General features: G+C 73.2%; 16 protein-coding genes and 1 pseudogene. 6 read left to right on the forward strand and 11 right to left on the reverse strand.

The window, feature by feature from the left end; all coding sequences use genetic code 11:
• Positions 1–27: 27 nt before the first annotated feature.
• The 5 genes from ACIO5E_RS34695 to ACIO5E_RS34715 form a co-directional block, all read right to left on the reverse strand.
• Complete coding sequence (locus ACIO5E_RS34695) at positions 28–1509, reverse strand: cytochrome P450 (RefSeq protein ID WP_400675727.1); 1482 nt, start codon at positions 1507–1509, stop codon at positions 28–30.
• 107 nt (positions 1510–1616) lie between these two features.
• Entirely contained in the window at positions 1617–2234 is a 618-nt protein-coding gene (locus ACIO5E_RS34700; RefSeq protein ID WP_400675729.1) for a GTP-binding protein, read from the reverse strand.
• Entirely contained in the window at positions 2215–2577 is a 363-nt protein-coding gene (locus ACIO5E_RS34705) for a DUF742 domain-containing protein (protein WP_280682022.1), read from the reverse strand. Before ACIO5E_RS34705 ends, ACIO5E_RS34700 begins: the two co-directional genes overlap by 20 nt.
• 120 nt (positions 2578–2697) lie before the next feature.
• Entirely contained in the window at positions 2698–3084 is a 387-nt protein-coding gene (locus tag ACIO5E_RS34710; RefSeq protein WP_400675952.1) for a roadblock/LC7 domain-containing protein, read from the reverse strand.
• 17 nt (positions 3085–3101) lie between these two features.
• Entirely contained in the window at positions 3102–4760 is a 1659-nt protein-coding gene (locus ACIO5E_RS34715) for a sensor histidine kinase (RefSeq protein WP_400675731.1), read from the reverse strand.
• 497 nt (positions 4761–5257) lie between these two features.
• Between ACIO5E_RS34715 and ACIO5E_RS34720 the strand changes: the two genes are divergently transcribed.
• The 6 genes from ACIO5E_RS34720 to ACIO5E_RS34745 all read left to right on the forward strand — a co-directional run bounded on the left by ACIO5E_RS34720 (position 5258) and on the right by ACIO5E_RS34745 (position 13087).
• Positions 5258–5947, forward strand: a complete 690-nt coding sequence (locus ACIO5E_RS34720) for a Crp/Fnr family transcriptional regulator (protein ID WP_400675733.1) — start codon at positions 5258–5260, stop codon at positions 5945–5947.
• A 120-nt stretch (positions 5948–6067) separates the two neighbouring features.
• On the forward strand, positions 6068–7051 hold the full coding sequence (locus ACIO5E_RS34725; protein WP_400675735.1) for a hypothetical protein: 984 nt from the start codon (positions 6068–6070) through the stop codon (positions 7049–7051).
• Positions 7048–9297 carry a hypothetical protein gene (locus tag ACIO5E_RS34730; RefSeq protein ID WP_400675737.1) on the forward strand — a complete coding sequence of 750 codons (2250 nt, stop codon included), beginning with the start codon at positions 7048–7050 and terminating at the stop codon, positions 9295–9297. The genes ACIO5E_RS34725 and ACIO5E_RS34730 overlap by 4 nt, the downstream gene beginning before the upstream one ends.
• Positions 9294–10253: a hypothetical protein gene (locus ACIO5E_RS34735; RefSeq protein WP_400675739.1), complete on the forward strand. Its 960-nt coding sequence runs from the start codon at positions 9294–9296 to the stop codon at positions 10251–10253. Before ACIO5E_RS34730 ends, ACIO5E_RS34735 begins: the two co-directional genes overlap by 4 nt.
• Before the next feature lie 146 nt (positions 10254–10399).
• Complete coding sequence (locus tag ACIO5E_RS34740; RefSeq protein ID WP_400675741.1) at positions 10400–10882, forward strand: Pycsar system effector family protein; 483 nt, start codon at positions 10400–10402, stop codon at positions 10880–10882.
• A 195-nt stretch (positions 10883–11077) separates the two neighbouring features.
• A complete protein-coding gene (locus tag ACIO5E_RS34745; protein ID WP_400675743.1) occupies positions 11078–13087 on the forward strand; it encodes a heavy metal translocating P-type ATPase in 2010 nt (669 codons plus the stop codon).
• A 121-nt stretch (positions 13088–13208) separates the two neighbouring features.
• Here the strand turns inward: ACIO5E_RS34745 and ACIO5E_RS34750 are convergent.
• The 6 genes and pseudogenes from ACIO5E_RS34750 to ACIO5E_RS34775 all read right to left on the reverse strand — a co-directional run.
• Positions 13209–13766 (reverse strand): annotated as a pseudogene (locus ACIO5E_RS34750) (endonuclease/exonuclease/phosphatase); the annotation flags it as partial.
• A gap of 112 nt (positions 13767–13878) precedes the next feature.
• Positions 13879–14886 (reverse strand): NADP-dependent oxidoreductase, encoded by a 1008-nt coding sequence (locus ACIO5E_RS34755; protein WP_400675745.1) that lies wholly within the window; start codon positions 14884–14886, stop codon positions 13879–13881.
• 223 nt (positions 14887–15109) lie between these two features.
• Entirely contained in the window at positions 15110–16138 is a 1029-nt protein-coding gene (locus ACIO5E_RS34760) for an LLM class flavin-dependent oxidoreductase (RefSeq protein ID WP_400675747.1), read from the reverse strand.
• A 291-nt stretch (positions 16139–16429) separates the two neighbouring features.
• A complete protein-coding gene (locus ACIO5E_RS34765; RefSeq protein ID WP_400675749.1) occupies positions 16430–16819 on the reverse strand; it encodes an SCO5389 family protein in 390 nt (129 codons plus the stop codon).
• A gap of 81 nt (positions 16820–16900) precedes the next feature.
• The gene (locus ACIO5E_RS34770; RefSeq protein ID WP_400675751.1) at positions 16901–18439 is read right to left on the reverse strand and encodes an MFS transporter; all 1539 of its coding nucleotides are present in this window, start codon (positions 18437–18439) and stop codon (positions 16901–16903) included.
• A gap of 215 nt (positions 18440–18654) precedes the next feature.
• Entirely contained in the window at positions 18655–21054 is a 2400-nt protein-coding gene (locus tag ACIO5E_RS34775; RefSeq protein WP_400675753.1) for a ricin-type beta-trefoil lectin domain protein, read from the reverse strand.
• Between the last annotated feature and the right edge of the window lie 113 nt (positions 21055–21167).

A 21167-nucleotide genomic window follows, 5' to 3' on the forward strand; every position in this document is an offset into this window, starting at 1 on the left:
AGGCCGGTCAGCGTCGGAACAGGCCGGTCAACGTCGGAACAGGCCGGTCAACGTCCTCCACCAGCCCCGCCGCTGCGCCGGGATCCGTACGGCGGTCGGAGTCTCCTCCACCGCCGGGGCGGGCTCCGGCGCGGCGGTGGAGGACGGAGCCGGGTCCGGCGCGTCGACCGCCTCGGAGTCCTCGACCGGCTCGGCGTCCTCGATCGGTGTGGAGTCGGGGTGCGGCTCGATCTCGCGCGGCGTGAACTCCACCGGCAGCTCCACCAGGTGCCGGGAGATCCAGGCGGAGGTCCAGGTCAACTCCTCCTCCGGCACGGCGAGTCGGAGATCCGGCAGGAGGGTCAGCAGGATGTCGATCCCGGCCTCGGCGACGGAGCGCCCGACGTCCTGGCCCGGGCACTCGTGCGGGCCGGCGCCGAAGGACAGGTGGGAGCGGTTGCCGTACAGCGGGGTGGCCAGGTCGGGCCGCACCACCGGGTCGACGTTGCCGGCCGCGAGTCCGAGCAGCAGCATGTCGCCGGCCCTGATCTGCTGCCCGCCCAGCTCGGTGTCGGCGGTCGCCCAGCGCCCGGCGACCAGCGACATCGGCGGGGAGTCCCACAGCACCTGGTCCAGCGCCTCGCCGAGGGTCATCTGACCGCCGGACAGGTGGGCGCGGAACCGGGGGTCGGTGAGCACCATCTTCAGGGTGTCCGCGATCAGGTTGACGGTCGTCTCGTTCGCCGCCAGCAGGACGACCCGCAGGTGCTCCATCACCTCGTCGTCGGTCAGCCCGGCCGGGTGCTCCATCAGCCAGGTCACCAGGTCGCCGCCCGGGTCGTCGCGCTTGGCGGCCATCGTCCGGCGCAGGCTCGCCACCACGTACTCGTTGCTGGCGACGGCCGTCTCGGTGCCCTTCATCAGGTCCCGGGCGGCGTTCACGAGCTGCGGCCCGTACTCGTCGGGCATGCCGAGCAGCTGGGTCATGACGAGCATCGGCAGGTGCTCGGCGAACTGGGTGACCAGTTCGGCCCGGCCGGTCTGCCCGACCACCTGGACCAGCTCGGTGGTGAACCGCCGGACGTGGCGGCGCACGCCGCGCCGGTCGAAGCGGTTCAGGCCGTCCAGCACGGCGCCGCGCAGCCGGCGGTGCTCCTCGCCGTCCGCGAAGACGCACAGCGGCTGCCAGGCGATCACCGGCATCAGCGGGGAGTCCACCGGGACGTCGCCGGCGCGGAACGCCGACCAGAGGCGGGAGTCGCGGGAGAACAGGGAGGGCGAGCGCATCGCGGTGATGTTCGCGCCGTGCCCGAGGATCAGCCAGGCGGGGAAGTCGCCGTGCAGCAGGACCGGGGCCACCTCGCCGTGTTCGGCGCGCAGCTTCTCGTACAGGGCCGCCGGGTCGGCCTCGGCCTCCGGCCCGTACAGGCGCCGCACGCCGCCGGGGCCGAGCGGTTCGACGGCGTGCCCGTGGGCCGGGCAGCCGGGGGGCGGGGTGGGGGAGGCGTCAGCGGGGAACGGGGTGCTCACAGGGTCTCCGGGGTCGGGGCGGGTACGTTCGGGCCGATCGGCGGACGGGGGGGCCGACGGGGTGGCCGGCCGGCACGCGGCTCGTCGGCGGCCCGGGGGACGGCCGATCAGCGGGCGGGCGGGGCCGCGAGTTCGTACAGGTAGCGCATCAGGGTCATCAGGGTGTCCCGGCTGGACTCGCGGCTGCGCGCGTCGCAGGCCACGATCGGCACCTCGGGCGGCAGGTCCAGCGCGGCCCGCAGTTCCTCGACCGGGTGGTCCGGCGCCTCCGGGAAGCCGTTGACGGCCACCACGAAGGGCACGCCGCGGTCCTCCAGCCGCCCGATCACCTCGAAGCTGACCTCCAGTCGGCGGGTGTCGACCAGCACCACCGCGCCGAGGGCACCCTCGAACAGGCCGTTCCAGAGGAACCAGAACCGCTCCTGCCCGGGGGTGCCGAAGACGTACAGCACGAGCTTGTCGCTGATGCTGATCCGGCCGAAGTCCATCGCCACGGTGGTGGAGGTCTTGCGCTCGACCCCGGTCGGGTCGTCGACACCGACCCCGGCCTGGGTCATGGTCTCCTCGGTGGTGAGCGGGCGGATCTCGCTGACCGAGCCGACCAGCGTCGTCTTGCCGACGCCGAAGCCGCCCACGATCACGACCTTGACCGCCATCGTGACGGAGTCCGGCAGCAGGTCCGCGGCCGCCGGCCCCAGCGCCGTGTCAGAGCCTTTGAAGTCCATGGATCACCGCCTCCAGGAGGGCACGGTCGGGAAGTTCGGCTTTGGGGACGGCGGCGCGGGCCTCGATCCGCCCGTCGTCGAGCAGGTCCGCCAGCAGGACGGTGACGACGCTGGTGGGCAGCTCCAGGTAGGCGGAGACCTCGGCCACCGAGAGCGGTGAGCGGCACAGCCGCAGGATGGCCGCGTGCTCGGGCTGCATGGTGGGCGTCGGCTCCGTGCGGGAGACGATCAGGGTGACCAGGTCGAAGACGCCCGGTCCGGCCGGGCCGCTGCGGCCGCGGGTGATCACGTACAGGCGTTCGGGGTCCGGGCCGTCCCAACCGCCCTGGTCGGCCGTCGTCATGTGCGCGCCTCACTGTGCTCGTTCATGTGCCCACCCCGCGGTGCCGGTTCAGGCGGGCGCGGTCCGGTAGTCGTTCCGGTACGCGGTCCGGCCGGCGTACCGGTCGGCGCTCCGGCCGGTTCACGCGACCGGCTCGGGGTTGCGCGGGGGAGCGGCCAGGTGCTCGCCGATCCGGGCGACCAGGTCGCGCATCTGCTGGCCCACCAGGCCGGCGTCGACCCCCTCGTCGGCGAGCACCGCGAGGTACGCGCGGGAGGCGGCCGCCATCAGGTAGAAGAACCCGCCGTCCACCTCGATCACCACCAGCCGCATCGAGCCGTCGCCGTGCGGGAACTCCTGCCCGACGGCGGCGGCCAGGCTCTGCAGCCCGGCGCAGGCGGCGGCGAGGCGGTCGGCGGTGTCCGGATCGGTGCCGTGCTGGGCGATCCGTAGGCCGTCGGCGGACAGCACGACGATGTGGCGGACGCACGGGACGCTGTGTGCGAGGTCCTTGAGGATCCAGTCCATGTTGCTGCGGTGCGGAATCACTGCTCGCCCTTCCCTGCCGTCTCTTCACTGGTCTGACCGTCCGAACTCGCGGACGGCACATGGCCGTTGATCCCCTCGGTGAACGCCTCCAGCCAGAGGCCGGGCTGCACCGGCTCCTTGGCGTGGCGTCCCGTCGACCCCGGGGCGGGGCCCGCGCCGAGCCCCGAGGCCGGGCCGGCGGACGGGTGGGTGGGCTGTCCGGCGGCGCGGGTGGGCCCGGAGTAGCCCGCCCGGGGGGTCGGCGGCCGGCGCCGGCGCTGCGGCAGGCCGTTCGCGGTGCGCTCGGTCACCACCACCTCGTCGCTCCCCGGGCCGGATCCGGTCGGCCCCCAGGGGCCGGCCGACCCGAAGGACGGCCCCGTCATGCCGGGAGCTGCCGTACCGGGAGCCGCTGCGCCGGGTGCCGTCCGAGCCCCCCACGGCCGCGACGGGGCGGCCGACTTGGACGGGTTCGCCGGGAGCGGCCGGGGGCCGGAGAACGCGCCGATCCCGTGTGCCCGCCCGGTCGGGGGCGCGGTGGTGACCAGCTCCTGCGGCACCACCAGCACGATGCGCACGCCGCCGTAGGCGGAGCGGCGCAGCGAGATCTGGAAGCCGTACGCCTGGCACAGCCGGCCGACCACCGCGAAGCCGAGCCGGGGCGACTCGGTGAGGTCGTCCAGGTCCTTGGAGACCTGGGCCTCGCGCAGGCTGCGCTCGGCGCGGAGCCGGGCCTCGTCGGTCAGGCCGAGGCCGCCGTCCTCGATCTCGATCGCTATGCCGCTCTGCACCTCGGCGGCACTCAGGTGCACATGGGTGTGCGGCGGCGAGTAGCGGGTGGCGTTGTCGAGCAGTTCGGCGACGGCGTGGATCAGCGGCTCGACGGCCGGGCCGATCACCGACACCTGGGCCACCGGGTGCAGGTCCACCCGCTGGTACTCCAGGATGCGTGACATGCCGCCGCGCAGCACGCTGTACAGCGCCACCGGCCGGGTCCACTGGCGGCCGGGGCGGGCACCGGACAGCACGGCGATGCTGTCGGCGAGGCGGCCGGTCAGCGCGTTGCCGTGGTCCAGGCGCAGCAGGTCGTCGAAGACCGCCGGGTCGTTGCCGTGCCGGTCCTCCATCTCGCGCAGGTCCTTGGCCTGCCGGTGGATGATCGCCTGCACCCGGCGGGCGATGTTGACGAAGGCCCGCTCGGCGGAGTCGCGCCGGTTCACCTCGTCGTCGACGGCGACGATGATCCCGCGCGCCACGGACTCCAGCGCACTGCGGAACTTCGGCGCGGCCAGCGGATCGCGCACCTGGTACGACCGGGCCAGGCTGTCGATCGACACGCCGTACCGGGTCCGGGCCACCAACCGCGGCAGCTCCTCCTTCGCCAGCCGTACCGCCTCGGCCTCCTGGCCGGCCAGCCGCCGCTGCAACTCGCCCACCTGCCGGGTGTGCTGCTCCCGCGACACGGCCAGCGCACGACCCCGGCGGGCCGATTCGGCGGCCACCACGGCCACCAGCACGGTGGCCGTCGCCCCGCACCAGAGCACCTCCGCGCGGGCCCCGGCGGACACCACCGCCCCGGCGACCGCCACGGCCGCCGCCATCACGGCCGTGGGCAGCAGCCACCCGAGCCGGGGCGCGGACGGCCGTCTGGCGGGTGATGATCCAGGTCGAAGCATTCGGCATCCTCAAACGATCGGAACAGTACGGGGACGGGCGACGGCCGGCGCCGGAGGCATGGTGCTGCAGCATAGCCAAGTTCAGGACAATCCTGACCGAAACTCAAAAATCCAGCTGCACACCCGACTTGTCCCACCGTTCCGGACATGCCGGACATCTCGCACGCCAGTGGCAGCCCCGGCCGGCCGCCGTCCCGCCACCAGGCTTCTCGCCCCGCCCCGCCCGCACCGCCAACCCGCCCCGGATTCGCTCATGCGAAGGGTTTCCCGGCCAAGTCCCCACCCTCGGAAACCAGTTCGTGCTACGGGAGCCCCGCGACGTCAACATTCCGCCAGCTGATCACCCGCGCGGGAGCCGCCGCCACCAGCGCGGCGACGGGAAAACCCACCGGAGCCCGCATCCGTCTGCGCGGTCGGCGTGACGGCTCCGGGGCCTGTCTTCAAACCCAACGCCGCCACGCAGGCGGGGGTTTGAAGACAGGCCCTAGGGTCATCGCATGAACGATCACGGCCAAACGCCGGACCCGCTGGGTCAGACCCTGCGCCGGCTCATGGGTGACGCCACCTGGCGGAGCATGCTGGGGGAGGCCTTCGAGCGCCGGCATCCGATCGGCGCCACCCTGCTGCGCCAGGAGGAGCCCGGAACGCACGTGCTCGCCCTGCTGCGCGGGGTGGCCAAGGTGACCCGACGGGAACGCAACGGAGACCTCCGGCTGCTGGCGTTCCGCGGGCCCGGTGAACTGCTCGGCGAGGTGGCCGTGCTGGACGGCGGGGTCCGCTCGGCGAGCGTCCAGGCGATCTCGGACTGCACGGTCGCGGTACTCGCCAAGGCCGCGTTCCTGCGGTTCGTCACCGACCGGGACCTGTTCCCGGTCATGGTGCGCTACGCCATCGGCCGCCTGCGGGAGTCGGACCTGGCCCGCAGCGGCGGCGACGTCGTGGTCCGTCTGGCAGCCGCCCTGGTCATGCTGGCCGACGTCTCGGCCGACCCGGCGGGGCCGTCGGGGCGGCCGATCGAACTCGCCCTGACCCGCGACGAGCTGGCCCAGTACCTCGGGGTGTCCCGGAACACCGTCACCTCGGGCCTGGCCGAGCTCGGCTCCCACCAGGTCCACGCCGGGCGGAAGTCCATCGTCATCGGCGACCTGGCCGCGCTCGGGCGGGTGGGCGCCGGGGTGCGCGGCTGACGTCGCGTCGGTTCGTGTGACGGCCGTCACCAGGTTTCCGCACTGAGTGTGCACACCGCGCGGCGCCCGCTCGCGAAGCTTGGTGGCACAAGGTCCGCACGGGAACCACGAGGAGCAGACATGCCGCAGTTCGACCAGCCGCTGCCCGAGGCCAGCGCCCTGCCCTTCAGCCGGAGCCGCCGGCTGCCGCCGTACCGGGGGATCGTGGCCGTCGATGCCAAGGACTTCACCGGCTACCCGGCCATCGAGCACGGCATGATCAGCCAGGCCGTCCCGCAAGTCCTTCAGTGGTCCTTCGAACGCGCCGGGCTCGCCGAGGTCTGGGAGGGTCGGAGGTTCCCCGCGTCCACCGGCGACGGGTACGTCTTCGGGTTCGACCCGGCGTGGATGCCGTTCCTGATCCACCCGTGGCTGCACACCCTGCAGGAGACGCTCACCGAGTTCAACGTGCACTCGGTCGGGACGGTGCGGATCCGGCTGCGGGTCAGCCTCCACATCGGGCCGCTGCCCGACACCGGCGGCGAGTTCGACGGCAACGGCACGCCCCGCAACGACACCCACCGCCTGCTCGACTCCCGTCCGGTGAAGGCGATGCTGGCCGCGTCCAACGAGAGCATCACCCAGGTCGCCGCCATCCTCTCCGACCGGTGCTACCAGGACGCGGTGGCCGGCGGTTTCACCGGGCGGCACCCCGACCACTTCATCGAGGTGCCGGCCACCGTCGAGGGCAAGAAGTTCGACCAGCGGGCGTGGCTGTACGTGCCCGCTCCCTCGGGCAACCTCTACGACCGCCGCATCCTGGGCGACGCCGTGGTCGGGGAGCACGAACGCGTACGGGCCGAGGCGGCGGAGCCGGCGGCCGGGCAGGTGGACGGTGGCAGCGCGGGGAACGGGGCGGTGAGCTACCGGGCCGACGGCGGAAACCTGAACACCGGCACGGTGCACGGCGGCCAGAGCGTCACCAACGTGGAGGGCGGTCAGCACGTCACCGAGGTGCGCGGCGACTCCTTCGGGGGCGACTACGTGGCGGGCCACAAGGCCGGTACGGTCCACGGCAACCTGGGCGACGTCATCCACGGCGACCGGAAGGGGCGCCGCCGGTGAGCGCCGAGAACGGCTCCTCCGCGCCGGGCCCGGCCGCTGGTGCTCCCCGGTCGGACGGCGGCCCCGACCGCCGGGCACTGGACCAGGGCGGGACCGCGCCCGGGTCCGGGGACCTGGACGAGGCCGACGACTTCGCCGACCTCGACGACCTCGACGGTGGGTTCCCCGGCCGGCTCGGTGGCCGGCCGGGCCCCGATCGGCGCTATGTCATCTACGCCCCGAACGGCAACATCAACACCGGTTCGGTGCACGGGGACCAGCGCGTCGAGAACGCCGGAGCGGCGTCCGGCGCGGGCGGGCCCCGGGTGGAGGCGCACGAAGGGCCGATCTCCGCACCGGAGATCCTGGAGGCGCAAGCCGGGTTCGCCGAGCCCGAGTGGTTCCCGTCGGCACTGGCGCAGTTGGACACCGGCCTGCTCTTCCTGGCCGGCGAGTCCGGCACCGGGCGCCGCACCGCGGCCCTCAACCTGCTGTTCCAGCACAGCGGTCGCAGCATGAAGCTGCGCGCGCTCGACAGCGACGAGGACCTGTCCGCGTGGCGCCCAGGCGATTCCGAGGCCCGCGGGTACCTGGTGCACGGCCTGCTGCCCACCGTCCGACTCGGCCCGGCGGTGATCGCCAACCTCCGCCGCCTGCTGAGAGTCGCCGACGCTCGCATGGTGGTCATGCTGCCGCACGACGCGGACCTGCTCCGCGGCCTCGCCCGGGAGTCGGACCTCACCCCGATGCCTTGCGTTCCCCCGCCGGCCGGCGCGGTCTTCGAGACGCGGATGAAGGCCGCCGTGCCCGACCCCGCCCGGCGCCGAGCGCTGCTGGAGCGATTGGGACCGGGGCTGGACGACCTCCTGGCGTCGGAACTGATGCCCGCCCAGGTCGCCGAACTGGTCGCCGAGGTGGCCGGGGCCGGCGACGAGGGCCCCGATCTCGCCGATCTCGGCAGGCGGCTCAGCTTCCTCGCCGAGAAGGAGGTCCCCGACCTGCTGAAGAAGCTCCGCGACGACCCGGACGGACTCGCGTTCCTGCTGGCGACCAGCGTCTTCGAGGGGCTCGACCACCGGATCGTCCGGGACGAGGCCGACCGGCTGCTCAGACTGGCCGACGGGCGCCTCGACTCCGTCCTGCGGGAGGGCGGCGGGGAGGACGGCGGACCGGCCCGGGCGGTGCGCGGGGAGGCCCTCCGGCCGAACCCGCGGTTCGTCTTCCGGCGCTCGCTGGACGAACTCCTGGCGACGGTCCGGGCCGAGTGCGCACCCGTCGAGATCCGGGCGAGCTCCGGCTTCACCTACGCCGTGGAACCGGTGCGCTTCACCCGGCACCGGCAGGCGGAGACGGTGTTGCGGCATGTCTGGCGGCAGTACGGCGAGCTGTCCGGACTGCTGACCGACTGGATGGACGACGTGCCCGGAAGGGAGACCGAACTGGCCGAGCCGGTGGGCCGCGTCATGGGACTGGCCGCCGGATGGGGCGGTGGGCGGCGGGCCCTGGTGCACATTCTCAAGCTGGCCGGATCCGAGCGCGGGCGAAGCCGCAGCACGGCCGCGGCGGCGCTGGGCATCGCGGCGCAGGACCCGGTCCTGGCCGGTGAGGTCAAGTACCGCCTCAACCGTTGGAGCAGGGAAGGCAGCTGGCGGGTGCGGTCCACGGTCGCCGACGCCTGCGGCCGGGAGTTCGGGACGTCCCGGCCGGAGCTCGCACTGTCCCTTCTGCGGAACTGCTACCGGGGGTGGGCGGGCGAGGAGGACGTGGTCGCCAGGGCCGTCCGTTCCTCGCTGTGGGAGCTCTTCGTCGCAGGTAACCAGTCGACCGTCCTGCGCCACCTGGTGGACTGGGCGGACCGTCCGGGGCACGGGGCCGAGCTCGCGGCTCACGCCTTTCCCCAACTGCTGTGGGACCGGTCCTGGTTCCAGGAACAGCTGCTCACCGTGGGGGAGTTCACCGACACCGTGATCGCCTTCGTCCGGAGCTCGCTCAACCACGACGGCCTCTTCGACCGGACCTGCAGCGCACTGCTCGGTTGGTGCACCTCGGCGGCCTGGAACGAACCGCTGCGTACCGCGGTGGAGACGCTGCTGACCGCGCTCGCCCAGGAGATGCGCATCGGTGAAATGCGCCTGTTCGTCGAGATCGAGCGCCAGACCGACCGCGACCTGGCCGGACGGCACATCGCCCAGCACGCCCTGGACGCCTGGCGCCGGGGCGAACCGCAGCCGCACCGAACCGTCCCTGCGAACGGAGAACCCCGATGACCGCCGACAGCGACCCGCCCGTCTACACCCGCGCCACCCAGGCGCCCTGGCGGGAGATCCTGCGCCACCGCTGGTCCGGGCGGCGCGACCGGGCCCTCGTCCTGCAGGACCGGGACGGGCTCTACCATCTGTCGGGACACCGCCGCCGCGCACTCGCGGGTGAAGACCCGGAAGCGGACGGCCAGTTGGCCGCCCCGCGGGGGCTGCGCGGATTCGTCGGGGCGTACCTCGTCGATCTCGACGAACGGTCCGGCACCCGGGCGGCCGGCCTGCCGACCCCGTACGGCACCGAATCGGTGGACATCCACGTCCTGTGGTGGGTCCACGACGCCGCGAACGTCGTGCGGACGCGGACCGCGCGGGGCTGGCTGCCGGTCCGCAAGGATCTCGACCGGCGACTGCGCCAGCTCAGAGAGCAGTTCGCCACCGCCGGGCACCGGCTGAGCGCGGCCGAGCTGATGCAGTACCTCGCCGCACCCCACCTGATGCCGGACTGCGGCCTCGGCTACCGCGTCACGGACGTCTCCGCCCGGGAGCACGACGCCGAACTGCGGCTGGGGGATCCGGACGGGGCCGACGTGCCCTACAACTGGACGGACAGGAGCCAGGACGAGTACGCGTTCTGCCGTCGGGCCGTCCAGGAGGGCCCGGTGTCGCTAGCGGCGCTCTGGCTGGCGAGGCACCCGGAACAGGTCCGCGATGTCCTGGACTGGGCCGTCGGTCACGCCGACCTGCTCCGGGGCGAGACCACCTGGCAGGATCAACTGGCGATGATGCTCGGCACGTTGAGTAATCAGGAGCAGCAGGAGATGTCCCGGATGCTGAGGGACCGGCTGGTCTCCCTCGGCCGGCGGGTGCCCGGGCCGGGACCGCAGAGCCCCGGGCCGGAGTTCGTCAAGATCCGCTCGCAGGCCAACGGCTGGGCGGGTGGCGTGGCGAACGGGAGGCCGGTGTGACCAGGACCGCCGCCGGCCGAGGCGCGGTACGGCGGGCGTCGCACGGCGCGGCGGCCGGGCCGGGGCGGTCGCCCCAGGGGCGACGTCGTCGCCCGCCGGCCGGGTGCTCCAGCCGGCGGGCGACGACTGTGCCGGGGTCGCCGACGGTGGCGGCGATCGAACGTCTGGTGGCCGCCAACAGCGCGGAGCTCGCGCGGGCCGATGCCAAGGCCGCCGTGTTCCTGGCGTTCACCGGCGCGCTCCTCGGGGTCTTCATCCCGCTGAGCGGCGGCGACGACGGCGGATCCGGCTCCCGCGCCTGGGCGGCCCAGGTCCTGTGGTGGACCGCCGTGGCGAGTGCGTTGCTGGCCGCGGCCTGCTTCGTGGTCGCTCTCGTCCCCCGGTACCGGAAGGGTGCGCGGCGTGCCCCGGCGGGCCCTGCCTACTTCGGGCACATCGCGGGGGGTGTGGGCGTGGACGGGCTGCGCGGTGCCTTCGAGCGCGCGGGGCGCGATCCGGTGGGGCCGCTGTTGTCCTCGCTGGCCGGGACCAGCGCGATCATCCGCGCGAAGTACCGCTGGATCGAGGCCGGAGTCGCCTTGCTCCTCCTGGTGCTGCCCCAGTTCGCGCTCACCCTCCGGCCCTCCTGAGGCGCGGAGCCGAACGGGCCCCGGCCGTCTCGCGGTCGGGGCCCGGCCAGGCCACGGGTGTGGCGCTGAGGAGCGGCGGACGGAGGTGGTGGAGGAGTCGCGACGCGGGCGGGACCGAAGAATGAAAGAGCGTTCATATGTACATGTATCCTGGGCGGGTAGTGAGTCCGGCCTGCCCGAAGGGTCCCGCCTGCCATGCCCGCCACCCTGACCGAGCGCCCCGCGCCCCCGCTCGCACCTCCGGTCCCCGCCCTGCGGCGCCGCACCCGGGTGCTCGCGCTGCCCGAGGCCCGCTGGGCCGCCGCCGCGACGGTGTTGTTCCTGATCGCCCTGCCGCTCCAGCTCACCGGTGCCCCCGCCTGGGCCTGGGGCCCGCTGTACGCCCTCGCCTACGCCACCGGAGGCTGGGAACCCGCCTGGGCCGGGCTCCAGGCCTTGCGTGAGAAGACCCTCGACGTCGACCTGCTGATGATCGTCGCCGCCCTCGGCGCCGCGGCCGTCGGTCAGGTCATGGACGGCGCCCTGCTGATCGTCATCTTCGCCACCTCCGGCGCGCTGGAGGCCCTGGCCACCGCCCGCACCGCCGACTCGGTGCGCGGACTGCTCGACCTCGCCCCGGCCACCGCCACCCGGCTGCGTGCCGACGGTGGTGAGGAGACCGTCCCGACGCAGGAACTCGCCGTCGGCGACACCGTCCTGGTGCGGCCCGGCGAGCGGATCGGCGCCGACGGCCGGGTGCTGGACGGCGCCGGCGAGGTCGACCAGGCCACCATCACCGGCGAACCGCTGCCGGCGGCCAAGGAGCGCGGTGACGAGGTGTTCGCCGGCACCCTCAACGGCACCGGCGCGCTGCGGATCCGGGTCGAACGCGACGCCTCCGACACGGTGATCGCCCGGATCGTGGCGATGGTCGAGGAGGCGTCCGAGACCAAGGCGCCCACCCAGCTGTTCATCGAGAAGGTCGAACAGCGCTACTCGCTCGGCATGGTGGCCGCCACCCTCGCCGTCTTCGCCGTCCCGCTCGCGTTCGGCGCGGCCTTCACCGGCTCGCTGCTCCGGGCGATGACCTTCATGATCGTCGCCTCGCCCTGCGCCGTGGTGCTGGCCACCATGCCGCCACTGCTGTCGGCCATCGCCAACGCCGGCCGCCACGGCGTCCTGGTCAAGTCCGCCGTGGTGATGGAACGCCTCGGTCAGGTGGATGCCGTCGCCCTGGACAAGACCGGCACCCTCACCGAGGGCACCCCCCGGGTCACCGAACTGCGCCCGCTGGCCGGCTCCGGACTGGACGAGGACGCCCTGCTGGCCCTGGCCGCCGCCGCCGAGCACCCCAGCGAGCACCCGCTGGGCCGCGCGATCGTCGCCGCCGCGCGCGGCCGCGGCCTCACCCCGGCCGCCGCCGAGGACTTCACCTCCGCCCCCGGCATCGGCGTCAGCGCCACCGTCGACGGCCGGGTGATCGCCGTCGCCGCGCCCGCCCGGCTGCTCGACGGCCGTGAGGACGCCCCCTCCGCCCGCGCCGCCGCCGTCGCCGCCGAACTGGAGCAGGCCGGCCGCACCGCCGTCGTGGTCGAGGCGGACGGCGCCCCGGTCGGGCTGATCGGCATCGCCGACCGGCTGCGCCCGGACGCCGCCGACACCGTCGCCGCCCTGGCCGCGCTGACCGGCACCGCGCCGATGCTGGTCACCGGCGACAACCCGCGCGCCGCGGCCCACCTGGCCGCCGAGGCCGGCATCACCGACGTCCGCGCCGGGCTGCTGCCGCAGGACAAGGTCGCGGCCGTGCGGGAACAGGAGGCCGCCGGGCGCAGGGTGCTGGTGATCGGCGACGGGGTCAACGACGCCCCGGCACTGGCCGCCGCCCACACCGGCGTCGCGATGGGCCGGGCCGGCTCCGACCTGGCCCTGGAGACCGCCGATGCGGTCGTGGTCCGCGACGAACTCGCCACCGTCCCGGCGGTGATCGCGCTGTCCCGCCGGGCGCGCCGCCTGGTCGCCCAGAACCTGGTGCTCGCCGGGGTGTTCATCTCCGTCCTGGTCGTCTGGGACCTGGTCGCCACCCTGCCGCTGCCGCTCGGCGTGCTCGGCCACGAGGGCTCGACCGTCCTGGTCGGTCTCAACGGCCTGCGGCTGCTGCGCGAGGCCGCCTGGACCGGGGCCCGTACCGAGGGCGCCCGTCAGGAGTCGACGAGCGCCACGCGGTAGGCGGTGATGACCGGCTGTGCGCGGTCCCGGGCGGCGCACTCGGCCGGCGGGTGCCCGGCGTGGGTCCTGACCGTGCCGGCCTCCCCGTCCGGGGAGGCCGGCACCGCGCTGGCGCCCCGCGTCAGGGCAGCGGGATCCGCACGACCTGCGGGTCGTGGTCGCTCAGCTGGGTGCTGAACTCGCTGTTGATGTGCACGATGTCGTAGCTGTACGGCTTCGCCGCCAGCGCGCCGGAGATGAGGATGTGGTCCAGCACCTGGGAGTTGCCCTCGTACACGTAGGTGTAGCGCTCGGGCAGCGGCAGCGTGCGGGGCAGGTCGGTCGGTGCGCCGCCGGCGGTGACCGGCTTGCCGTTCCAGCGGAGCTCCCCGGCGAGCGGCTTGCGGCTGGAGTTGAACGCCGCGTTGGTCGGGTCGATCCGGCCGGGGGAGTAGGCGAGTAGGGGCGTGCCGCCGTTGTTGACGACCGAGTCGGCGGTGGTGGAGCCGGCGCCGGGCCGGTCGGTGAAGCTCAGGCCGCGGTCGGTGCGGAACAGGAACACCTGGCGGATGTTGCCGCCGGGCTGGCCGCCGTCCTGGCCGTCCACCGGGTCGATCCGGCGGTAGGAGTAGGCCGGGCCGCCGGCCGCCGCGATGGCGGCGGTGAGCTTGGCGAGGGTCTGGTCGGGAGCCGGGGTTCCGGCGCGGCCGACCCGTACGGACCGTCAGCAGCCGGACCCGGGGCGGTGGTTGTCGGCGACCGGCCGTCGATCGGAGCGCGTGGGGCGGGGCGGCCGCCCGGGGCGCCTTCGCTCAGGCCAGGCGCAGCACCAGCTTGCCGGTGTTCTCCCCGCGGAACAACATCCCGAGGACCTCCGGGAAGTCGTCCACCGTGCCCTCCACCACGTGCTCCTTGACCTTGATCCGGCCGTCCGTGATCCAGCCCGTGAGCTCCTTGGCCGCCTCCGGGTACCGGCGCGCGTAGTCGAACACCACGAAGCCCTCCATCCGGGCCCGCCGCACCAGCAGCGACAGGTAGTTGGAGGGGCCCTGCACGGCGGTCTCGGTGTTGTACTGGCTGATCGCCCCGCAGATCACCACCCGGGCGTGCATCGCGAGCCTGGTCAGCGCGGCGTCCAGGATGGCGCCGCCGACGTTGTCGAAGTACACGTCGATGCCGTCCGGGGCGTGGGTGCGCAGCGCCTTGCGGACGTCCTCCGAGCGGTGGTCGATCGCCGCGTCGAAGCCCAGCTCGCCGGTCAGCAGCGCGCACTTCTCGGGGCCGCCCGCGATGCCGACCACCCGGCAGCCCTTCACCTTGGCGATCTGCCCGACCATGGTGCCGACCGCCCCGGCGGCGCCGGAGACCACCACGGTCTCGCCCTCCTTCAGCGCCGCGACGTCCAGCAGCCCGAAGTAGGCCGTCATCCCGGGCATGCCGAGCGCGCCGAGGTAGGTGGACGGCGGCGCGAGCGCGGTGTCGATCTTCAGGGTGCCCTTGCCGTCCGAGACCACGTACTCCTGGACTCCGAAGGTCCCCACCACGTGGTCGCCGACCCGGTACTTCGGGTGGTTCGACTCGACGACCTCCACCACCGACCCGGCCCGCATCACCTCGCCCAGCGCCACCGGCGGAACGTACGACGGACGGTCGTCGAGCCACCCGCGCATCGCCGGGTCCAGCGAGATGTACCGCGTCCGCCCCACGAACTCCCCGGCCCCCGCAGCCTCCACCGGTTCCGCCCCGTGCGCCCAGTCGTCCGCCTGCACCTCCCCGACCGGCCGGCGGGCGAGGCGGATCTGACGGTTGATCGCGGTCATGGCGTCTCCTGTGGGCGTGCTGGGTCCTGCTCCGGACGCCTGATTCTAAGCAAGCGCTTAGTCATCTGGCCAGAACCCGCCCGATCCCGTGTCCCGGGTGGCTCCCCGCCCATACCGTGGGGGTTGGGCCCGACCAGGGGCTCGCCTGTTCGAGTTGTCGTCGATCGGCACGGCTCCCTCCTCGGTGTGTTCCGGGCAACCGCCGGCTGAGGGCCCCGGCCGGTCAGCCGCGCCCGGTGGCCGGCTGCCAGCCGAGGGCGGGGCCGAGGCGGGTGGCGATGTCGGTGAGGATCTGGACGTAGTCCTCCCGGGCGAAGGTGAACGGCAGGGCGAAGGCGACCTCGTCGACCTCCCGGTGCCCGGCGTGGGCGCGCAGCCGCTCGGCGATCTCCGCGGACGTGCCGACCAGGTCGGGCGCGAACACCATCCGGGCCGGGCCCTGCGGGGCGAGGGTGCGTGGGGTGCGGGCGAGGGCGTACGCCTCGTACCGGGCGCGCTGCTCGGGCGTGGCGCTGTCGGTGGGGATGACGACCAGCCCCTGGGAGACGCGGGCGCGCTCGCCGTCGGGGTGGTGGGCGCGGAAGGTGCGGATCTGGGCGAGCTGGATCTCGGCGAAGTCCTCGGACTCCTCGGCCTTGACGACACTGCTGGTGAGCAGGTTGAGCCCGTGTTCGCCGGCCCAGCGGGCGGAGCGCAGGCTGCCGGCGCCGTACCAGAGCCGGGCGGCCAGACCGGGGGAGTGCGGCTGGACCCGACGGGAGTACACCTCGATGCCCTCGGTGCCGGCGAAGTCGGAGGCGGGTTCGCCGCGGACGAGGTCGAGGAGGCGCTCGGCGCGGCGGGGGCTGAAGTCCTCGTGTTCGCCGGTGTCGGGGTAGAGCGCGCCGCGGACCCGGTCGTAGTGGGTGGGCGGGCCGACGCTGAACCCGGCGTTCATGCGGCCGCCGGACAGGACGTCGACGGTGGCGAGGTCCTCGGCGAGGCGCAGCGGGTTCTCCCAGCCGAGCGGGGTGACGGCGGTGCCGAGGTGGATCCGGCTGGTGCGCTGGGAGGCGGCGGCGAGGACGGCGATCGGGGAGGAGATGCCGTACTGGAGGTGGCGGTGGCGGAGCCAGGCGCTGTCGAAGCCGAGCTGCTCGCCGAGGGCGATGAGGTCGAGGGTGGATTCGTGGCCCTGGCGGGGGTCGGCCTCGTCGAACAGCCCGATGGTCAGGAAGCCGAGTTTCCGCAGCGGTCGTGGGGTCGGCGGCATGGTGGGTGGCTCCGGGTGGTGTGAGGCGGCCCCCGGGAGGGCCGGGCGGGCCGGGAGGGTTGGTGCCCTTCGAACGTACGCAGGTGGTTCGCGACCCCACAAGATCGGCGCGGGATCGGACATCCGCGTGTTACGCGGCGCAATCCCGGTTCACCGTCCTCGGCACCTGCCGTCCGGCCCAGGGCTTGTCTGACAATTCCCGCCGCGCGCTGATGCGACGCGAATTGTCAGACAAGCCCTCGCGCAGCGCGGCGGGCCCCGCCCGGACGGGCCCCGCCGCGCCGTCGTCGGTCAGCAGCTGCGCAGCTCCGGGCTCTGGTTCCGGATCTGGTTCCGCAGCGAGGTGAACTCGCGGTAGGCGTCGCCGTCCTCGGTGCCGGGGCGGAACGCGCCGACGCGGTGGCAGTTGACGAAGGCGAGCTTGACGCCGAAGTGGCCCTCCAGGCTGCCGCGGATGGCGTTGCTGGCGAGCGCGCGCAGCAGCTGGGCGCGCTCCTCGTCGGTGGGCGTGGTGTTGTCGGTGGTGAACTCGGCCTCGGTGGAGCAGAGTTCGCTGCTGAGGCCGGCGACGACCTGGTAGGCGTAGGGGAGGGAGGTGCGGACGGTGTCGAGGAAGTCGGCCTCGCTGACCTGGCCGTGCTCGGCCTGGGCGAGGAGGGTGGGGGAGACGTCGAGCGACATGGGTGTCCTCTTTCACGAGGTCTGGTTATCGAAGATGAAAACCATTGCAAGATGGACTGTCTTCGATGCCCGGACGCCCTGTCAAGTGCCGTCCCCCGAAGGGCTGACGGGCGGCGCCTCCCGGCGGGCCTTGAGGACGAACACGGCGATCACCACCGCGAGCGCCGCGAAGACCAGGCCCAGCCGGAACGCGCTGGAGATGCCGTGCACCAGCACCTCCGAGGAGTAGGGCGCCGGAAGCTTCCCGGTCGCCTCGAACGCGGCCGCCTGCTGCGGATCGGCCTGCCGCAGGAACGCGCCGACCTGCTGCCGGGTCTCGTTCCGGCTGGCCGTGCCGTACACCGTGACCAGGATCGACAGGCCCAGCGAGCCGCCCACCTGCTGGGTGGTGTTGAGCGTGCCGGTGGCCGCGCCGGTCTCGTGCGGGGCCACGTGGGAGACGGCGGTCAGCATCACCGGGACGAAGATCGAACCCATCCCGAAGCCGAACAGCAGGGTCGGGCCGAGGACCCCTCCGAGGTAGCCGGTGTGGACGTCGAGCCGGGTGGACCACAGGACCCCGCCCAGCACCAGCAGCGAGCCCGTCACCAGGAAGGGCTTGGGACCGTACCGCGACTGGTTGCGGGCGGCGAACTGGGCGGCGGTGACGATCGCCACGCTGATCGGCAGGAACGCGAAGCCGGCCCGCAGCGGGCTGAATCCGAGGATGTCCTGGACGAACAGCGTGATGAAGAAGAAGACGCTGAACATCGTCGCGGCGACGCAGAGCATCAGCGCGTAGGCGCCGGCGCGGTTGCGGTCGCGGAACAGTCGCAGCGGGGTGATCGGCTGTGGCACCCGTCGCTCGTTGAACAGGAAGGCCGCCAGCAGCACCACGGCGAGGCCGAACGCGGTGAGCGTCACGGAGTCCGTCCAGTCGTGATCGGAGGCCCGGATGAAGCCGAGGACCAGCGAGACCGTGCCCGCCGTGGCGGTGAACGCGCCGGCCAGGTCGAAGCGCCCGGGGCGCGGTTCGGACTCGTTGATGTACAGCGGCGCCAGCAGCGCGATCGCCAGGCCGATCGGCACGTTGACGAAGAGCACCCACCGCCAGGACAACCAGGAGGTCAGCATGCCGCCGGCGAGCAGGCCGACGGCGCCGCCCGCCCCGGCGACGGCGGAGTAGACGCCGAAGGCGCGGTTGCGCGCCGGGCCCTCCTCGAAGTTGGTCGCGATCAGCGCGAGTGCGGTCGGCGAGGCGATGGCCCCGCCCATGCCCTGCAGCGAGCGGGCCGCCAGCAGCCAGGCGGGGGAGGTGGCCAGGCCACCGAGCAGCGAGGCGAAGCTGAACAGCAGGACGCCGACGACGAAGACGCGCCGGCGGCCCAGGATGTCGCCCATCCGTCCGCCGAGCAGCAGGAGCCCGCCGAAGGTGAGGGTGTAGGCGTTGATGACCCATGAGAGGTCGGTGGTGTTGAACGTCAGCGCCTGCTGGATGTGCGGCAGGGCGATGTTCACGATCGTGACGTCGAGCACCACCATCAGCTGGGTGGCCGCGATGACGGTGAGGGCTATCCCCGGGTGCGGGCCGCGTCGTGCGAGTGCGGGCGGAGCCGGGGCCAGGGCGCGCGAGGTGGCCATGGCAGGTCCCCCAAGAGCGTGGGAGCGAGCGACGGGGAGGGGACGAGTTCGATCACTGGCCCCGGCAGTATTCCCGGGATATAGGGAACACAATCGTTCATTACGAACAACCTGCGAATTCCGGACACCCCGCGAACGCGGGTGCCCGGCCCCGGGCGGTGGTTGCCGCTCGGGACCGGGCACGGTGCGGTGGGTCGGCTCAGGAGCGCCGGGGGCTACGGCAGGGTCCACCGCTGGTTGGTGCCGCCGTTGCAGTCCCAGATCTCCAGCGGGGTGCCGTTGGCGGTGGCCGCCGCCGGGTCGTCGAGGCAGCGGCCGGACTGGGTGCTCTTCAGGGTGCCGTCCGGCTGGGGGAGCCACTGCTGGTTGGCGGCGCCGTTGCAGTCCCACAGCCCGACCGTGGTGCCGTTGACGGTGCCCTGGCCGGTGACGTCGAGGCACTTGCCGTTGTGGGTGAGGGTGCCGTTGGTGCGGGTCCACTCCTGCTGGGCGCTGCCGTCGCAGGCCCACAGCTGCACGGCGGCGCCGCTGGTGCCGGCGGTGGGTCGGGCGCAGGTGCCGGGCAGGGCGGAGGCGATCGGGCCGGTGTGGGTGGCGGGAGTGCCGGGGGTGAGGGCGAAGTTGTCGAACTGGTCGGTCTGGTAGCCGGTCACGCCGAGGCCGGCGCGTCCGTTGGTGAAGCTGGCGTCGGTCGTGCTGCCCACGGCGGTGCCGTCGATGCTCGCGGTCAGCGTCGCGTTGTCCAGAGTGAGCGCGACGGTGTGCCAACGGCCGGTGCCGAGGGCGGTGGTGGTGCCGGCGGCGAGGGTGGTGAAGTGCCAGCTGGTGTCGCTCTTGTCGATGGACCAGGCGCCGGTGTCGCTGACCCGCAGGTGGTAGGCGTTCAGGCCGTTGTTGTTGCGGCCCTGCTGGTTGACCCGGCCGAGGAGTTCGACGGTGCTCGACTGCTCGAACAGGGTGTCGGCGGTGACGGTGTAGTTGGACCAGCTGCCGTCGCCCATCATCGTGTACGGGGCGTTGTACGGCTCGTCGGTCCAGTTGATCGGCCTGGTCGGGGCCATCTGGCGCAGGCAGGTGCCGGTGCGGCCGCCGCCGCAGGCGACGGTCTGGAAGGCGCCGTTCATGTCCGCGAAGTACTTCGGCGAGGTGGTCGTCGCGGGCGTCTCGAAGCTGTCGGCGTAGGGCAGCTTCATCGGCGCGGCGGGCGGCGGGGTGGCGGTGCCCTTGCCCTGTCCGGTGGTGGTGGTCACGGTGTAGACCCGGCCGGGCTGCAGGGTGAGGGTGTACGTGCCGTGGGCCGGGGTGACGTCCTGCTGGTGGACGAACCAGTCGGCGGGGTCGGTGGAGTTGAGGTCGGTGGACCAGACGTGGACCTTGCCGGTGGACAGGCCACCCGTGACGGTGAAGCTCGCGGTCTGGGCGGCGGCGGCGTCCAGGGTCTCGATCACGGTGCTGTAGTCGCGGTTGTTCGCGCCCTTCAGCGTGACGTAGCTGCCATTGGCGCGCACACCGCCGAGGTACCCGCTCGCGGAGTCGATGTAGCGCCAACCGGGCTTGGTGAACTGCGTGGTGTGCGCGGTGACCCAGGTCGTCTTGCCGATGCTGTAGGTGCCGGACCAGGGCTGGTTGGCGATCGACATGCCGTCAGTGGAGAAGAACAGGTCGGGGTAGAGCGCGGCGATGACCGGCCAGTTGATGAACGAAGTCATCTTTCCGTCGAGGTAGCCGCGGTTGATCCCGCGCGCCACCGCCGGGGCGCCGCCGTCGGCGTCCTCGGAGCCGTTCTCGCTCGCCCACAGCGGCTTGCCGAGCGCCTGGGCGTTCGCCGGGCTGGGGCAGCTGCTGAAGTCGCTCATGTACCCGCAGGGGTAGTGGACGCCGACGATGTCGACGGCGTTCTTGAATGCCGGGTCGGTGGCCATGGCGTCGGCCACGTCCCAGGTGTCGTCGGCGGCGACGACCTTGGTGGCGCCGTAACCGCGTGCCACGAGCGTGCTCTTCAGGTTCTCGTACCAGGCCTTGTCAAAGCCGCGCTCGTTCCACCCGCCGAGGTAGGAGACGTTCAGGTGGTGCTGGGTGGCGCAGCCCATCCAGTCCATCAGGTAGTTGACGCTGTCCTGGGACCAGAAGTTGCCGCCGCTGCCGGTGTTGCCGATCCAGCCGGGGGCGCCCCAGGACAGGCCGTAGAACTTGATGTCGGGGTTGCGGGCCTTGGCCTGCTCGGCCAGCCACCACTCGTAGCCCTGGTGGCAGTCGACGGTGCCGCGGGTGTGCTCGATGCTGGGCTCGGCGCCGTCGGTGGAGTTGGTGTCGCCGCCGATCTCCAGCTTCAGCACCTGCAGCGAGGCGCCGTAGCCGGGCTTGAACAGGTAGTCGAGCAGTTGGCTGCGCTGGGGCTCCGGATAGTCCACCAGCAGGCGGGAGTTGCCGCCGCCGCCGGAGATGGCGCCGACGCCGTCGAAGGTGAGGCCCGGCTTGGCGCCGTCGATGGTGACGACTGTGGGGGTGGCGGCCTGGGCGGCCGACGGCGCGGTCAGGCCGCCCAGCGCGCCGGCGAGGACGAGCGCCGCGCTCAGGGCGGTGCGCCAGGTCGATGACAGGTGTTGACGGCCCATGGGCGTCTCCTGGGTGTGGGGAGGGGTGGAGGTCCGTGCCGGGCGCCCGCAGGCGCCCGGCACGACGTGGGGGGCAGGGGCTTCGCCGGTCCCGTTACGAGACGGTCCACTCC

The organism is Kitasatospora sp. NPDC087314 (assembly GCF_044744365.1).
GTDB lineage: Bacteria > Actinomycetota > Actinomycetes > Streptomycetales > Streptomycetaceae > Kitasatospora.